This window comes from Undibacterium sp. Ji42W, from assembly GCF_049340405.1.
Taxonomy (GTDB): domain Bacteria; phylum Pseudomonadota; class Gammaproteobacteria; order Burkholderiales; family Burkholderiaceae_D; genus Undibacterium.
In genome coordinates this window covers 35,770-51,748 of sequence record NZ_JBMPOV010000019.1, presented here as the reverse complement: position 1 = coordinate 51,748, position 15,979 = coordinate 35,770, and the positions used below count along the sequence as shown (strand labels likewise).

The following is a 15,979-nucleotide window of genomic DNA, read 5'->3' as shown; positions in this document are numbered from 1 at the left end:
TTCGTTTTCGATAACAAAAACTCTGACTAAGACCTAAAAAAAGGTGAGCTCATGAAGAAATTTCTTCCCATTGCCCTGGCAGCCGCGCTGTTGGCAGGTTGTGCAACTCCATACAGTGAAACGCCATTAGCAGGCAATTTCCCGACGACCACGCAAAATAAATTGCAAGCGGCGTCGCACTGGCTCGTCATCGCAAAAGATGTAGCAGAGCAGATCAAACTCGGAACCGATAAGATAGGCGCACCGGTTTACGTCGCACCGCCAGAAAGAGACAGCCAGTTCACCCAGGCTTTCTACACCCAGATCATTACTTCCCTGGTCAATCAGGGTGTTGTCGTCAGGAAAATCAACGACGGTACAGCCCAGGTTGTCAACATCGAAACCCAGCTGGTACGTTTTTCTCCTGACCGCCATCAAAATAAGCGCTTTACCAGCGTTACTGCGATCGGTGTTGGCATTGCTGCCGTACATGGTCTGGGCATACCTGTCAGGACCGATGCAGTTCTGGGTGGCCTGGCTCTGGCGGGTGCTTACGACTGGACCAACTGGGTCAATCAGGAATATGCCAAAGGCCGTACGCCTATGCACGAACTGATAGTAACGACTTCTTTAGTGAAAAATTCACAATATATCGCCCGTCGTACTGATGCTTACTATGTCGCGGATTGGGATTGGACACTTTACAATAAAGACACTGATTTCAACTTCCGTGTTGTTGGGGGCCAATAATGATGAAAAGTGCAGCTCTCGTCATCGCTTCAGCTATTGCACTCAGTGCTTGCGCCAACCTGGGCCTGGGCAATACACCGCCGCCAGCAGCAGCGTCACCAGTGCCAACCTGGAAAGATGCTGAATCCAATGAATTCATCCCGGCTAACCAGCGTGCAGCAGATGCGCTGATCAACAATGCTGGTTTGAAGCTTGATCCTTCGCGCCCATTGATTATTGCTACTCTTGCCAATATCAACTTCCTCGAAGAGTCTTCTACATTTGGCCGCATCATTGCTGAACAGCTTTCGGGTCAGTTCACCCGTCGTGAATACAAAATGGTGGAAATGAAATTCCGCGACAAAGTGTTCATGAAACAAAATGTCGGTGAATTGCTGTTGACCCGTGAAATCAAGGATGTCGCGCAAAACCATAGCGCCCAGGCAGTGATCGTCGGTACATACGCCGAAGGTGACAAGCTGGTCTTTGTGAACCTGAAACTGGTCAGGCCTAGTGATAATACCGTGATCAGCTCTGTTGATTACGCTATTCCTATGGATAAAAACGTCAAGACACTGTTGGGTCGCCGTTAATCCGGGAAGCTTTTTCACCGCATAAAAAACGACAGCATTGCTGTCGTTTTTTTTATCTCCCCCGTATTGTCGCCAGCATGGCTATCTCATTCCTCCCCCATGGCAAACAGATCGATACGCGCCGCGCGGCTAATTGCCAGCACGGCAGGGTGGGTCAGCTTGCGCTGTACTGAAATGGCATAAAACTGTTCCCTGATTTCATCCGTCTGCCCCAGCAATTGCAGGTCATACTGGCGCATGATCATGTCCGCAACCACAGTCGGTGCGGCAAAGATCCCCGCTCCAGCCTGGCCAAAGGCACTCATGAGCGCACTATCATCAAACTCACCGGCGATGCGTGGATGTAAGCCCTGTTGATCAAACCATTGCAGCAAACGGGCACGCAAGGCCGCATCCTCACCCGGTAATAAAAATGGGGCTGCATCCAGGTTTGCAGGAAAAATCTGAGGATATTGCTGCAACAAAGCCCCGGTGGCAAAAAAACTGATTCCGCATTCGCCGAGCTGGTGGCTGTAACCGCGCACATTAGCACTGGCGGGCATGGGGCTGTCCGACATGACTACATCGAGCTTATGGGTGGCCAGGTCAGCCAGCAAGACTTCCAGCTTGCCCTCGCGGCAATTGATGCGCAGGGTTTGCTCCAGCTTCAGGGCAGGTTCGAGCAAGCGGTAAGCCAGGGTCTTGGGCAAAGCATCTGAGACCCCCACCCTTAACTGCACTGTTCGCGCGGTGGGCCTGTGATGCAAAACTTCTTCCAGTTCCTGTCCCAGTGCAAAAATATCATCGGCGTAGCTCAAGACCAGTTGTCCAGCCTCGGTCAATTCCAGATTTCGACCGCTCTTGCGGAACATGGCTTCTCCCTGGATTTCCTCAAACAGGCTCAACTGCCCGCTGATGGTTTGCGGTGTCAGGTGTAATTGCTCGCTCGCACGGGAAATACTGCCAGTCTTGGCAACCATCCAGAAATAATGCAAATGCTTGTAATTAAGTTTGGACATATCAATTCGTTCTTTATGGCAATACATCGGTTTTTACGAATATATCTTCAATTATATTCGACTTTTCTTGTTTATCAGCAAGGCCTACACTATCTCTACCTTCTGTTGAGAAGGTGCGGCCATTTTGCACATATGCATGGCTTCAACATTTCAGGAGAAAAGCATGAAAATCTTGAGTCGCTCTGCTACAGACGCACAAACCATCGCCTATAGAGACAGTAATGTCAGCTCTGGCCATAAAGTCTTGCGCAACACCTATATGTTGTTGTCCATGACGCTATTGTTTTCCGCAGTGACTGCGGGAGCAACCGTTGCCTTCAATATCCCTGGCCCTGGTTTTTTGCTGACACTGGCCGGTTATTTTGGCCTGCTGTTTGCCACGACTAAACTGCAAAACAGTAGCTGGGGTATTGCCTCTGTATTTGCCCTGACCGGTTTCATGGGTTACACCCTGGGCCCAATGCTGACACGTTACCTGGGTATGCCTGGCGGTACTGGCATCGTCATGACAGCGATGGCCATGACAGGTTTGATCTTCATGGGCTTGTCTGCTTACGTACTGATCAGCAAACGTGATTTCAGCTTCATGGCAGGCTTTTTAATGGTGGGCATGCTGGTGGCTTTTGTTGCCAGCCTGGGTGCGTTTTTCTTTCAGATCCCAGCCCTGTCGCTGACGATTTCTGCCGTCATGGTCTTGTTGATGTCGGGCATGATTTTGTTCGAGACTAGCAACATCATTCATGGTGGCGAAACCAATTACATCATGGCGACTGTCAGCCTGTACGTCACCATCTTCAACCTGTTCACCAGCCTCCTGCAATTGCTGGGCTTTATAGAGAAAGAATAAGAAATGATCCATTCCGTCGCTCAGCCCTGGATGTGGGCAGTATTTATCGCTTTTGTTCTACTAATGCTGGCAATCGACGTGTTAGCCCTGGGTGGCTCACGCGCACATAAAGTCAGCGTCAGGGAAGCGGCGGCGTGGTCATTGGTCTGGGTTAGTCTGGCACTGATATTCGATTTTGGTCTGTGGATTTATTTGTCTGACACGGTAGGACGTGAAGTGGCTACCGCCAAGGCAATGGAGTTTCTGACTGGGTATGTCATAGAAAAATCCCTGTCGGTAGATAATGTGTTTGTCTTTCTGCTAATCTTTGGCCACTTTGCCGTACCGCCGCAGTATCAGCGCAAAGTCCTGCTGTACGGCGTACTGGGTGCCATCGTCATGCGCATCATCATGATATTGGCGGGTAGCTGGGTGGTTACGCAATTCTCATGGGTGCTGTATCTGTTCGGTATTTTCTTGCTGGTTACTGGTTTTCGCATGCTGGTAGCAGCAGACAAGGAACCAGACCTGGAAGCCAACCCTGTCTTGCGCCTGGCAAAAAAACTGCTGCCATTTACCAATGAATTTCACAAAGAAAAATTCACGATCACGGAAAATGGCAAGCGCTTGTTCACGCCACTGTTCCTGGTATTGATATTGATAGAAATATCAGACGTGGTGTTTGCGGTAGATTCGATACCCGCTATTTTTGCCGTAACGACTGACCCGTTCATCGTATTTACGTCAAACATCTTTGCGATCATGGGCTTACGGGCACTTTATTTCTTGCTGGCAGACATGGCTGACCGCTTCCATCTGCTGAAGTTTGGCCTGGCTTTTGTACTGATGTTTGTCGGCATCAAGATGCTCATCGTGAAATGGATGCATGTACCGACCAGTGTTTCACTGATTGTTATCGGCCTCTTGCTCGGCAGCTCGATTGTTGCCAGCCTGCTCACCAGCCGCAAAAAAACTGACTGAACACCAAGCCATTTAACTTACTTACGATTCCCCTTGGCACATCACAGCAAGACCGTGATGTGCTTTTTTTCATGGCAATACCAGGGACGAAGTATCAAACTTGGTATGACTTCCAATAATGGAGATTTCTTGAGACAAATTCTCGTGATCCGCTGTGAAGGATGTCGATGAATAATTTGTCACAACGATGATACTTTCAATACTGCTGACGACGTGACCAGCACGATCAAAAAGCTTCACGACTGCCTTGCCACCAGACGGCACATTTGTCTGTAGAAACTTGGGGTCGTAGGCAATCAAAGGAGCAGATGTAATATCAAATGTGACCTTGGTATCTTTCATGGTGATGAAGGTATCAGTCATGACGATCTTGTTCCCTATCCATAGCTCGGCATGTCCATCTACAGCTTGTCCGGCAGTGATGGTCGCTTCAGCATAGAAGGCGACATTCGTTCCGTTAAAAACAACCTGACCCGGCCCACTTGAGGTGATGCGTCCGCCTAAAGGCGTGATCGTTAAATTACTGGGTGGATTGATCGCACCTTCAATTTTTTCCCCTTCGGTATAGAAAGCGAATAATGCGTTATCCCCCTGAGAAGTGGCATATGTTCCCTTGTCATTGGATAAAGAGATTTTGGGAATACCACCTGCGGCCAGCCATGTTTTAAGTACAAAGGGATTGCCAGCATTAATTTCAAAAACAACTTTATTATCAGTTGCCGCAATTTTCCTGCTTTCGAAAGACATGCCGGCCAGAGCCAGGGATGCCGTAGTGCCACTCGCTTCACCGGGAACTATATCTGCAGTTACGATCAAGCCTGTATTGGTGGCATTAACGGTATTCGCCATGACATTTCCACCTACCGCCATGAAAGTGATATTTTTTGCCGGAGTCAGTACTGCGTTGACACCATAACTGATCGTATTGGGAACATCTGATAACTGGAACCTGGTCACATTGCCCGCAGCATCATATTCGGATACAGAGTATCCATAAGTGCCAAACAGAGAGCTGAAATTTTGTGCGCTCACATCAAAAACCAGCTTGCTGTCTGTTGCAGAAATTGCATCGTCGATAGCGTATGGTTTTGCTTCAGGGCCCAAGACGATATATCCACCATTCATCTGACCTGCATATATGCTGATTTCTATATGGCGCATCCCATTCTGTTCCGCGCTCACAACGATGGCGAGGGGCTTCGCTGGTGGCAGCGTATCGAGCAATAAACTGACCTGTGCCCCTATTTCACCAGTATTACCAAAAATATCATTCACTTTCACGCCAAATTTTTTGATGCCATCAAAGCCCCAGAATGCATTCCCTGGCAATTCTATACGGGCGCTCATCAGGGACATATCCGTTGCCGTAACAACGTGCCTGACTGGAGAGGAAAATGATTTTCCATCCAACATCAGTTCCAGCGAATAGCCAACATTCACTGCCAGATTCTTTAAATCCAGCGTAAAACTCGTTCCTTTGGACATCTCGTCCGCATTCACGATCTTCATGGATGTGGGGAAGTCGAGTAAAGTTTTAGGCTGCAACGAGGGGAGCTCTGAAGCTGAAGTCACTTTTTTCAGAATTTCACGCATCGTGGTAAAACCATACTGCTCACTATAGCTGACAGCCTTTGCCAAGGTATCCAGGCTGGCAGTGAATTGCATGGAGAAGTTCACCTTGTTTGCAATGGTGAGACCATCTTTTGATTGTGCAGGAGCACCATTGAGGATAGCGAGTGCCGCCGTACCGATATTAACCACCTTGGTATCAATCTGTGTCGCCCAGTATTGCAAGCCATCTGCATCAGGTGCGCGGTCGAATAAATTTTGATATAAGGCGGTAATAACCTCCACCGTAGTTTTACCGCCATAGGTATTTCTATATTCAATCTGCTCGCTGAAAGATTGTGCAAGTCCTGAGATAGAAATTGCATTCGCATCAAGTTGTCCTTCCCAATAACGCAAACCGGCGACATCGGCTGGCCGACTGAAGTAAGCGATATACAGTTTTTGTATGGTGCTAGCATTGATGCCCATGAGACAGCCTTTTCGATAGAAGATAAAAATACGGACACATGCTTGTGTCATTTCCGGGGCGAGTGTTCTCTGCCTTTGCAAGGCGCGCAAAATCCCTGCCGCTTGGTGAATAGGCCAGGATGAAGGCAAAGGAAAGCCGGGCCAGGGACATCAGCCCGGATAGATAATGGTTTTGCCAAACAGGTGTGAGCAAATCCGCACTGCCTACATTTCGTTACTTACATATTGTAACAACTTTTGAAACAGTTGTAAGTAAGTACTCAGTTTTGATCTGGTGTGTATAAGCCAAGGCTGCGGGCGGCTAGCACGGCCTGGGTGCGGTTGACGACATTCAACACTCTGAATATCGAGGTCACATGCATCTTTACGGTAATTTCTGCCAGCTCCAGACGCAGGCCTATCTCTTTATTCGACAAGCCCTGGCAAAGCAGGGTCAGGGTTTCTTGCTGCCTCGGCGTTAATGCCAGCAAGGGTTCTTCCTTGTTGGCCTGCTTGCCGCGCAAAGTGATCCAGGGAGTCTCCAGTGCTTCATTGGCCAGTATCTTGCGAACCACTTCTATCATCAGGTCGGTGGACACGGCTTTGGAAATAAAGGCCTTGGCACCGGCGCGCAGGGTGGCATCAACCTCGCGCCTGTCTTCAGAAGCAGAAACCACGACGATTGCAGCTTCTGCATAATGTTTGCGTAGTGAACAAATGGCCTCTACTCCATTCATCCCTGGCAAACGCAGATCAAGCAAAATCAGGCGCAACCCCGTATGCGTGGTCGCTTGAGCCAAGGCCTCTTCTGTTGAAGTGACCGCTGCCACTTGTGCTTCCCCCAGCAGATGACGCATGAATAGCAACAAGGCATCACGATAAATCGGGTGGTCTTCAATAATCAGGGCAGAAATTTTCATCTGATTTATTGGCAGGAAGACAAAAAGTGAGCGTCGTACACAGGTATTACCTTTAATTAATAGTGCAGACAGAATATTGATGCTGTCACTGCAATTCGGCAAGTAAAAACTGTTAGTTCAGATACTGTGTGGCTTGCAGACACGCTTCAATTAGCTGTCAGCCTTGGTCTTTTTAGGATCTGGATTGTTTTTTGCCAAGTCATTTATCATGGTAAAAAATCGACAGCACAATGGCCTGCCATACCCAAGCCCTTGATTTGACGTATAATTTATGCTTTCTTGCGCCGATTTGAGATTCAGATTGCGGGCGCGTAATAAGTGCTGCTAAAAGGACGTCGCCCGATCCGCCTGCACACACAAGCTGATCGGGTTTTGTTTTATTGCGAGTAAACATCATGACTACGACCCTGCCTGTATCTGCCCTCGAAACCCGTTTGCGCGAGATTTTGCAAAAGCGCATCCTCATACTCGATGGTGCCATGGGTACCATGATACAGCGCTATAAACTGACAGAAGAAGATTATCGCGGTGAACGTTTCAAGGACTTTAGTGGCCCGGCAACCGTGCGCGAACTTTTCGTCAAGGGCAATAATGAATTGCTGTCGCTGACCCAGCCGCATGTGATTGCCGAAATTCATGAGCAATACCTGGCTGCCGGTGCCGACCTCATAGAAACCAATACCTTTGGTGCGACGACTGTCGCACAAGATGATTACCATATGGCACATCTGGCCTATGAGATGAACGTGGCCTCGGCAAAAATTGCACGGGCAGCCTGCGACAAATATTCGACGCCAGACAAACCACGCTATGTGGCAGGCGCCTTGGGGCCTACGCCAAAGACAGCATCGATTTCACCAGATGTGAATGACCCGGCAGCGCGTAACGTCACTTTCGACCAACTGGTGGCAGCCTATCTCGAACAAACCCGTGGCCTGGTCGAAGGTGGCGCTGATGTTCTGCTGGTGGAAACCATTTTCGATACACTGAACTGCAAGGCAGCGCTGTTCGCCATTGATCAGTTTTTTGAAGAAACCGGCACCCGCCTGCCCATCATGATTTCTGGCACGGTAACCGATGCGTCTGGCCGTATCCTGTCAGGCCAGACCGTGCCTGCTTTCTGGAATTCGGTACGCCATGCCAAGCCCCTGACAGTCGGCCTGAACTGCGCCCTCGGTGCCGCCCTGATGCGCCCGTATGCAGAAGAATTGTCCAAGATTGCCGACACCTTTGTCTGCATTTACCCAAATGCTGGCTTGCCCAATCCCATGAGCGATACCGGTTTTGATGAATTGCCAGCCGATACCTCAGCCCTGCTGAAAGAATTTGCCGAAGCCGGGTTCATCAATATCGCTGGTGGCTGTTGCGGTACCACGCCTGACCATATCAAGGCGATTGCCGACATCCTGCAGACCCGCACACCTCGTGAGATACCGACCGTACCAGCCGCAATGCGCCTGTCTGGCCTGGAGCCGTTCACGATTGATGAAAGCTCATTGTTCGTCAACGTCGGTGAGCGTACCAACGTCACTGGCTCAAAAGCTTTCGCCCGCCTGATCCTCAATGAGCAATACGATGAAGCGCTGGCAGTGGCCCGCCAGCAGGTAGAAAACGGCGCGCAAGTCATCGATATCAATATGGATGAAGCCATGCTGGATTCGCTGGCAGCGATGACGCGCTTCCTGAACCTGATTGCATCCGAACCTGACATAGCCCGCGTGCCTATCATGATCGACTCGTCGAAGTGGACGGTCATCGAAGCGGGTCTGAAATGCGTACAGGGCAAGGCCATTGTCAATTCGATTTCCATGAAAGAAGGCGAAGCAGAATTCCTGCGTCAGGCCACGCTGTGCAAGCGCTATGGTGCCGCTGTCATCGTCATGGCCTTTGACGAAAAAGGCCAGGCCGATACCTATGCACGCAAAATAGAAATCTGTGAGCGCGCTTACCGGCTGCTGGTGGATAGCCTGGATTTTGATCCGCAAGACATTATCTTTGACCCGAATATTTTTGCAGTCGCCACCGGCATTGAAGAACACAATAATTACGCCGTCGATTTTATCGAAGCAACGGCCTGGATACATAAAAACCTGCCTGGCGCCAAAATCAGTGGCGGTGTCTCGAACGTGAGTTTCTCGTTCCGCGGCAATGATCCTGCGCGTGAAGCGATACACACGGTATTCCTGTACCACGCCATCAAGGCGGGCATGACCATGGGTATCGTGAATGCAGGTATGGTCGGCGTATATAGCGAACTGGATGCAGAATTACGCGAGCGTGTCGAAGACGTGGTGTTGAACCGCCGTGAAGACGCGACCGAGCGCATGATAGAAATCGCCGCCACGCTAAAAGCCGGGGGCAAGAAAGAAGAAGCCACGCTGGAATGGCGTAACGAACCAGTAGAAAAACGTTTGTCGCATGCGATGGTGCATGGCATTACCAACTGGATCGTCGAAGATACCGAAGAAGCCCGCGCCGCCATCATGAACGCCGGTGGCCGCCCTATCCAGGTCATTGAGGGCCCGTTGATGGCGGGTATGAATATCGTTGGTGATTTGTTTGGCCAGGGCAAGATGTTCTTGCCGCAGGTGGTGAAATCTGCACGCGTCATGAAGCAGGCCGTGGCCCACCTGATCCCCTACATCGAAGAAGAAAAGAAGCGCAGCGGCGACCACAAGCCCAAGGGTAAGATCGTCATCGCCACCGTCAAGGGCGATGTGCATGACATCGGCAAGAACATCGTCACCGTAGTCTTGCAGTGTAATAATTTTGAAGTGGTGAACATGGGCGTGATGGTGCCCTGTTCAGAAATCCTGGCCAAGGCCAAGGCAGAAAATGCCGACATCATCGGACTGTCCGGCCTGATCACCCCTTCGCTGGAAGAAATGGCTTACGTGGCCAAAGAGATGCAGCGTGACCCGCATTTCCGCATGCTCAAAATCCCGCTGCTGATCGGCGGCGCGACCACCAGCCGTGCACATACTGCGGTGAAGATTGCGCCCAACTATGAAGGCCCGGTGGTGTATGTGGCCGATGCCTCGCGCTCGGTGTCGGTTGCACAATCACTGTTGACGCCGGAAAGCCGTGACCAGTACATCGCCGACCTCGGTAGCGATTACGACCGTATCCGTACCCAGCATGCGAATAAAAAAGCCACACCCATGGTTACCCTGGCGCAAGCGCGTGCCAACAAAATGAAAGTGGATTTCACTGGCAGCAATGCGCCGGTCAAACCCAAATTCATCGGTCGCCGACTATTCAAGAATATTGATCTGGCGACGATCGCCAATTACATAGACTGGGGCCCGTTCTTCCAGACCTGGGATCTGGCTGGTCCTTTCCCGGCGATATTGACGGATGAAGTAGTCGGCGAAGCCGCTACCAAGGTATTTGCCGAAGGCCAGGCCATGCTGAAGAAAATCATCGAAGGCCGCTGGCTGACGGCGAACGGCGTGGTCTCTTTATTGCCTGCCAATACCGTCAATGACGACGATATAGAAATCTATACAGACGACACCCGCAGCCAGGTAGCCCTGACGTATTACGGCACGCGCCAGCAAACCGAGAAGCCCATCATTGATGGCGTGCAAAGACCCAACCAGTGTCTGTCAGACTTCATCGCGCCAAAAGACAGCGGCATCAAGGACTATATAGGCATGTTCGCCGTGACCGCTGGCCTGGGCATAGAAAAGTATGAAAAGCGCTTTGAAGATGCGCATGACGACTACAGCAGCATCATGCTGAAGTCACTGGCCGACCGTCTGGCCGAAGCCTTTGCCGAATACCTGCATGAACGCGTACGTAAAGACCTGTGGGGTTATGTCGCAGATGAGGCTTTGAGCAATGCAGACCTGATCAAGGAAAACTACAAAGGCATACGTCCTGCGCCCGGCTACCCAGCCTGCCCCGAGCACACAGTCAAGACCGAGATGTTCAAGCAGATGCAGTGTGAAGAAATCGAAATGTACATCACTGAATCATGGGCCATGATACCGGGTGCGGCCGTCTCAGGCTTTTACTTTGCCCACCCTGAATCGAAGTATTTCAGTGTAGGCAAAATTGCTGATGACCAGGTCACGGATATGGCAGAACGCCGTGGTGTACCCAAGGATGAAGTGGAACGCTGGCTGGCACCGAATTTGTAATTGGCAAGGAACCCTGTAGAGAGTTCCCGCCAAGAGCCCATCCTGTTTTGCCAGCAGGATGGCTTGACTATATTGTCTTTTAGCCAGGCCTGACTTAACCCATTTCCCTGACTACTATCGTCGTCATTTCACTGGCAACGTCGGCATCAAAACCTTCTTCCAGCAAGCGCCACTTAAAGCTATTTCCCAGCTGCGCCTTTTTATAAACATTCAGACGGTGGTCGCGTTTAAATTCCAACACCTTGACCGCAACCTGCTGCATGACTTTCTGGCGCTTGATGACGGTTTTTTCCTGCTTTTTTTTGGCAATCTCTAGCGGAATTTCCTTGATGACGAATTCAGCAAGTTGCAAGCCGAACGCTTTTTCTTCTTTTGAATTAAACCAACTAAACATAGCGTGCTTTCTACTTGTATCAAAAATTCCAGTGCACCATCAGGGTGACATATCCGTGCGGATAAACTGGTTTGCCAAAGGCGGGGGTCTTCACTTGCCATGATTATACTGAATCTTCTCTGTAGCTCAAAAAAAACAGGGGCCGGAGCCCCTGTTCTTGTACCAAGTCTTACATTGCATGCAGATTATTTGAATACATAACCCACGTTCAGACGGAATGCACGGCCATAAGCATTATGCAAGCTGTCGTTGTAACCACTGGTTGTGTAGCTGGAGCTTGGATCATAAGGTGCTTTGGAATCCAGGGCATTCAATACACGCAGACCGATAGTCAGGTCTTTAAAGCCTTTGTAGGTGTAGCCCAGGTCAACTGTAGTCCAGCTGGAAACTGCGCAATCGGGCACATACGTCAGGTATTTGGCTACGCCGCCCAATGATGTTGCCGTCGCTGGCTGGCCGGAACCGTAGTTGCAATAAGACACTGGGTAAGTTTCAGCAGCATTGGTATAACGCATCAGGGATACGCCGCCAGTGAAGTTGATTGCACCATTGACTGTGTGCGCTGCCTTGGTCCAAGAAGAAGACAGGCTTGCACGCAAACGCGGGATGTCGCCAACACTGGTAGAGAAGTTGGAAACACCGCCACGCGTGCCGACCAGATTGGTTTCTGGATCACCCGGTTTTTCTGCGCGACGGAATTCTATCGTGTAGGAAGTACGGAAACGTGTGTCCAGTTTGCCATTGTCGCCGAGGTTATTGCGCAAAGCCATTTCAATATCAACACCGCTGACTACTGTACTGCCCTGATTGATGTAGTTACGCAACAGGGAGATCAGCGGGCCAGAATTAGGAACAACATTGCCGTTCTTGTCTTTGACGAAATTGATAGGATTGGTATCACGAATGACTGTGCCTGGATAAGCATCCTGGTTATTCAGGATCAGTGTGGATGACAGGGCTGCAACTTCATCTTCCTTACGGATGTTGTAGTAATCAACCAGGATGTCGAAATCACGGGTAGGCGACAGGACCATGCCCAGAGAGAAGCTACGTGAAGTTTCTGGCTTCAGGTTAGGATTCTGACGGATCAGTGTAGAAATGCTTCTGGAGCAATCGGTATTGTCGGCGCCTGTCAAAGGTGTTTTGCCATCTGGGCAACGGATAGGATCAGCCAAGCCGTTCAGGAAAGTCTGTGTACCACCTGCAGTAACTTGTACCAGCGCCGGTGCACGGAAACCTTGTGCATAAGTGGAACGGAAAGCCAGGGAATCATTGACTGTCCATTTTGCGCCAACTTTTGGTACGAAATTGGTTTTGAAGCTAGGGTATTTATCAATACGGCCAGCAAAATCCATTTCAAAGTTTTTCAGGAACGGGGTACGTACTTCAACGAAAGCGGAAGTGACGTTGCGTTGTCCCTGAATAAACTGGTTAGCCAGACCCAGAATCTGACCAGAGCTAGTCAGGTTGTCTGGAGTCAGTGTCATTTTTTCCTGACGGAATTCAACACCGGAGGCAAAACCAATTGCACCACCTGGCAAACTACCAAATTCTGTACTTGCCTTAAAATCAGCCTGGGCGATTTCAGCAACACCAACGCTCTTCAGTGGGCGGCTCAGGTTAGGTTGTTTGGCAACATCAGCCAAAGCCATGTTCTGGTCGATCAGCTTTTGCACTTCTGGCAGCAACAGGAAGCCATTGGCAATATCTGTACGCTCGGAACGGTTCCACAGAACGCCAGTTTCCCAATCCCAGCTCTTGTAACTGCCTTTCAGGCCAGAAGCGAAGCGCAGGGATTCATTGGTGGTATTGCTGCCACCCGCGATGTTTTCAAAACGGTAAACCACTGCTGCACGGCTGGTCGGGAAAGGATTGTCAGGATGACCAACCGGCAAGATAGCCTGGAATGGTGTACCTGCGCCAGACAAGGCAAATGCGGTGGATGGTGTGCGGCCATCAATAGTGCGTGAACCACCTGTGTAGTCACGGTCAGTTTTGTTGTACGCGACTTCAGCGAAAGCGGACAAAGTATCGTTGATTTGATAGATACCGCGTGACATCGCGCTGATGTCCTGGCCTGCGCCTTGTACTTCAGCGAAGTCGTCGAGGTTGTAGTTACAGAACTGACGGCCGTATAAAACACTGGTAGTAGCGATATTGTATTGCGCGCCGCCAGTAATCAGACGGGAAGGATCGCAATTGGTGCGGTTGACCACGTTGGCGTCATTAGCAGAGAAGAAAGTCTTGCTGCCTGGTGTACGTTCACGGTAGAAGAAAGGCTGGTTACTGATGCTGCTGGAGTAAGGTGACAGGCGGCTGTTGAGCACGCTGTACAGGTCTTTTTCTACATCGTTGGCATTCTTGATGGCAACGCGGTCACGCTTGGATACTTCAGCACTGAAAGTGACGTTGTAACCGTCTTGCGCATAGTTACCAAAACCGGCAAAACCACTGATGCTTTTTTTCTTGAACTGATTGTCATCATTGGCGCCGATGCTGGCGTTCATTTGCAGACCTTGATAATCGCTCTTGGTGATGAAGTTGATGACGCCGGCGATAGCATCAGAACCGTACACTGCAGATGCGCCATCCTTGAATATCTCTACGCGTTCCAGCATGGACAAAGGAATGCTGTTGATATCGTACAGTGTCGATTGACCCTGGTTAGGATTGGCATAAGCCGATGGCGTCATACGACGGCCATTCAGCAAAATCAGCGTGGAGCTGGAACCCAGGCCACGCAGGGATGCTGTCGCCACACCGCGGGAAAAACCACCATCAACTGCATCGAATGCACTGCCGCTACCCAGGGCAGGAATCGTGCGCAGCAATTCAGCAACAGAAGTTGCACCGCTTTGGCTGATATCTTTTGCTGTCAGTGTCTGGATAGGAGAAGTACCTTCTTTATCAATACGCTTGATATGGGAACCAGTGACTTCAATTTTTTGAATTTTTTCTGCTGGCTCAGTCTGCGCCTGAGCGTTGACCAACATACTGCCAGACAACATTGCCAGTGCCAGCTTGACAGCATAAGCACATTTTTTTTCTTGATAAAACATCCAGAATCTCCTTGGTGAATCATGAACAGGTACAAACTGCAAAAACGACGACAAAGCCTACTGAACCGACTTGTCTTTTTGCGGTCGAACCAAACCGGTGCTTGAACAATCTGCATATCGTTTTATGTGGGTTTATTTGTTAAACGACTGTGCTTATCCACAGTTACATCAACATTCACAATTCGATACACTTTGTTGCATTTCAGAATGATCACATTACAATTTCATTACCGTCCAATGAGAATTTTACGAAAACGTATATAATTATCGTTATGATTGATACCTTACCCATAGAAAAGTATTTCGCCAGACAGCTCAAGATCAAGCATTTGCGCTTGCTCGTGGAACTGGCTGACAAGCAGACGGTTGCTCAGGTTGCGGCGACTTTGCACGTCAGCCAACCGGCTGTTTCCAAAATGTTGGGAGAAATGGAAGAAGGCATAGGTGTCAAGTTATTTGAGCGTGCTGGCCGTGGTATAAAACCAACACCTTCCGGTGAATGTCTTATCAGACATGCCAGAGAAGTCTTGTTCAATTTACAAAAAGCACATCAGGAGATGCGTTCACTGGCGACCGGCACCGTTGGCAAGGTCACGGTAGGCATCCTGAGTGTGGTCTCGACCACCATCATTCCCAAGGCGGTCAAGATACTCAAGGCAAGCTGGCCAAATGTCACCTTATGCATCATGGATGGCACGGTCGATCAGCTCTTGCATGAACTGCGCGAAGGCAAGATAGACATGGTCATAGGCCGTGTGTTTTCTGAGCGTGCGGCAGAACATTTGCAGGAAGAAGTCTTGTATGACGATCCTCTCGTCATCGTCACTTCCAGCAAGAACCCGCTGGCAAGACGCGATAACCTGACCTGGATGGATTTGAATAACCTGCCCTGGATTTTGTCGGTGGAAGAATCACCAACGCACCAGCGCATGGTCAATCTGCTGGCCAAGAATGGCTTGAACAAACCTACCGATGTGATTGAATCGGTCTCGCGTTCGGTCAACGTGCCTTTGCTGATGGAGCCGCCACGTCTGGGCTTGTTGTCGCTGTCAGCTGCCCGCCAACTGGTCACTGAAGGTGTCTTGCAAATCCTGCCCCTGAACCTGGGCCATCTGCCCAGCCCGGTAGGCATGATATGGAACAAGACCCGGCCTTTGTCACATGCTGCCCTGACCTTCCAGGATTGCATACGCCAGGCTTCGCAATCTTACAAAAACATGCTGCTAGGCTAAGAACGTGGTTATGATCTTACTGCGCGAGCACAATCGGCGTTAATGCGGGGCGCATGTGCTGCTCACCATGCTCATGTACTCAAGTACATTCCGCTTTTTGCGCTGCG

Annotated in this window: 11 protein-coding genes; 6 read left to right on the top strand and 5 right to left on the bottom strand. The window is 50.0% G+C overall.

The features are described 5' to 3' along the window. The first annotated feature begins 51 nt into the window (after positions 1-51). Together ACO0LG_RS27880 and ACO0LG_RS27875 are read left to right on the top strand one after the other, a co-directional pair. Complete coding sequence (locus ACO0LG_RS27880) at positions 52-729, top strand: hypothetical protein (RefSeq protein ID WP_423031620.1); 678 nt, start codon at positions 52-54, stop codon at positions 727-729. Further along, entirely contained in the window at positions 729-1,301 is a 573-nt protein-coding gene (locus ACO0LG_RS27875) for a FlgO family outer membrane protein (protein ID WP_423031618.1), read from the top strand. The genes ACO0LG_RS27880 and ACO0LG_RS27875 overlap by 1 nt, the downstream gene beginning before the upstream one ends. Before the next feature lie 86 nt (positions 1,302-1,387). Here the strand turns inward: ACO0LG_RS27875 and nhaR are convergent, their stop codons facing one another. Next, complete coding sequence (nhaR, locus tag ACO0LG_RS27870) at positions 1,388-2,299, bottom strand: transcriptional activator NhaR (protein ID WP_423031616.1); 912 nt, start codon at positions 2,297-2,299, stop codon at positions 1,388-1,390. Between the two features lie 163 nt (positions 2,300-2,462). Here nhaR and ACO0LG_RS27865 point away from each other — a divergent pair, with 163 nt between their 5' ends. Together ACO0LG_RS27865 and ACO0LG_RS27860 are read left to right on the top strand one after the other, a co-directional pair. Then, positions 2,463-3,146 (top strand): Bax inhibitor-1/YccA family protein, encoded by a 684-nt coding sequence (locus ACO0LG_RS27865; protein WP_423031614.1) that lies wholly within the window; start codon positions 2,463-2,465, stop codon positions 3,144-3,146. A 3-nt stretch (positions 3,147-3,149) separates the two neighbouring features. Further along, positions 3,150-4,106: a TerC family protein gene (locus ACO0LG_RS27860; protein WP_423031612.1), complete on the top strand. Its 957-nt coding sequence runs from the start codon at positions 3,150-3,152 to the stop codon at positions 4,104-4,106. 69 nt (positions 4,107-4,175) lie between these two features. Here the strand turns inward: ACO0LG_RS27860 and ACO0LG_RS27855 are convergent, their stop codons facing one another. Both ACO0LG_RS27855 and ACO0LG_RS27850 read right to left on the bottom strand, forming a co-directional pair. Further along, the gene (locus ACO0LG_RS27855; RefSeq protein ID WP_423031610.1) at positions 4,176-6,143 is read right to left on the bottom strand and encodes a DUF4214 domain-containing protein; all 1,968 of its coding nucleotides are present in this window, start codon (positions 6,141-6,143) and stop codon (positions 4,176-4,178) included. A 260-nt stretch (positions 6,144-6,403) separates the two neighbouring features. After that, on the bottom strand, positions 6,404-7,042 hold the full coding sequence (locus ACO0LG_RS27850) for a response regulator (protein WP_423031608.1): 639 nt from the start codon (positions 7,040-7,042) through the stop codon (positions 6,404-6,406). 395 nt (positions 7,043-7,437) lie between these two features. Here ACO0LG_RS27850 and metH point away from each other — a divergent pair, with 395 nt between their 5' ends. Beyond that, the gene (gene metH / locus ACO0LG_RS27845; protein WP_423031606.1) at positions 7,438-11,187 is read left to right on the top strand and encodes a methionine synthase; all 3,750 of its coding nucleotides are present in this window, start codon (positions 7,438-7,440) and stop codon (positions 11,185-11,187) included. Positions 11,188-11,281: 94 nt separating this feature from the next. On the opposite strand, the gene ACO0LG_RS27840 is transcribed toward metH, so the two are convergent. Both ACO0LG_RS27840 and ACO0LG_RS27835 read right to left on the bottom strand, forming a co-directional pair. Then, complete coding sequence (locus ACO0LG_RS27840; RefSeq protein ID WP_423031604.1) at positions 11,282-11,581, bottom strand: hypothetical protein; 300 nt, start codon at positions 11,579-11,581, stop codon at positions 11,282-11,284. Positions 11,582-11,766: 185 nt separating this feature from the next. Then, a complete protein-coding gene (locus ACO0LG_RS27835; protein ID WP_423031602.1) occupies positions 11,767-14,640 on the bottom strand; it encodes a TonB-dependent receptor plug domain-containing protein in 2,874 nt (957 codons plus the stop codon). A 272-nt stretch (positions 14,641-14,912) separates the two neighbouring features. On the opposite strand from ACO0LG_RS27835, the gene ACO0LG_RS27830 reads away from it, so the two are divergent. Continuing rightward, positions 14,913-15,872, top strand: coding sequence for a LysR family transcriptional regulator (locus ACO0LG_RS27830; protein WP_423031600.1), 960 nt, complete (start codon positions 14,913-14,915; stop codon positions 15,870-15,872). The last annotated feature ends 107 nt before the right edge of the window (positions 15,873-15,979 follow it).

Excerpts from the sequence above, each read along its gene's own strand:
- nhaR (WP_423031616.1), bottom strand. The coding sequence starts at position 2,299 with ATGTCCAAACTTAATTACAAGCATTTGCATTATTTCTGGATGGTTGCC.
- ACO0LG_RS27840 (WP_423031604.1), bottom strand. The coding sequence starts at position 11,581 with ATGTTTAGTTGGTTTAATTCAAAAGAAGAAAAAGCGTTCGGCTTGCAA.
- ACO0LG_RS27865 (WP_423031614.1), top strand. The coding sequence starts at position 2,463 with ATGAAAATCTTGAGTCGCTCTGCTACAGACGCACAAACCATCGCCTAT.
- ACO0LG_RS27860 (WP_423031612.1), top strand. The coding sequence starts at position 3,150 with ATGATCCATTCCGTCGCTCAGCCCTGGATGTGGGCAGTATTTATCGCT.
- ACO0LG_RS27850 (WP_423031608.1), bottom strand. The coding sequence starts at position 7,042 with ATGAAAATTTCTGCCCTGATTATTGAAGACCACCCGATTTATCGTGAT.
- ACO0LG_RS27875 (WP_423031618.1), top strand. The coding sequence starts at position 729 with ATGATGAAAAGTGCAGCTCTCGTCATCGCTTCAGCTATTGCACTCAGT.
- ACO0LG_RS27835 (WP_423031602.1), bottom strand. The coding sequence starts at position 14,640 with ATGTTTTATCAAGAAAAAAAATGTGCTTATGCTGTCAAGCTGGCACTG.
- ACO0LG_RS27830 (WP_423031600.1), top strand. The coding sequence starts at position 14,913 with ATGATTGATACCTTACCCATAGAAAAGTATTTCGCCAGACAGCTCAAG.
- metH (WP_423031606.1), top strand. The coding sequence starts at position 7,438 with ATGACTACGACCCTGCCTGTATCTGCCCTCGAAACCCGTTTGCGCGAG.
- ACO0LG_RS27880 (WP_423031620.1), top strand. The coding sequence starts at position 52 with ATGAAGAAATTTCTTCCCATTGCCCTGGCAGCCGCGCTGTTGGCAGGT.
- ACO0LG_RS27855 (WP_423031610.1), bottom strand. The coding sequence starts at position 6,143 with ATGGGCATCAATGCTAGCACCATACAAAAACTGTATATCGCTTACTTC.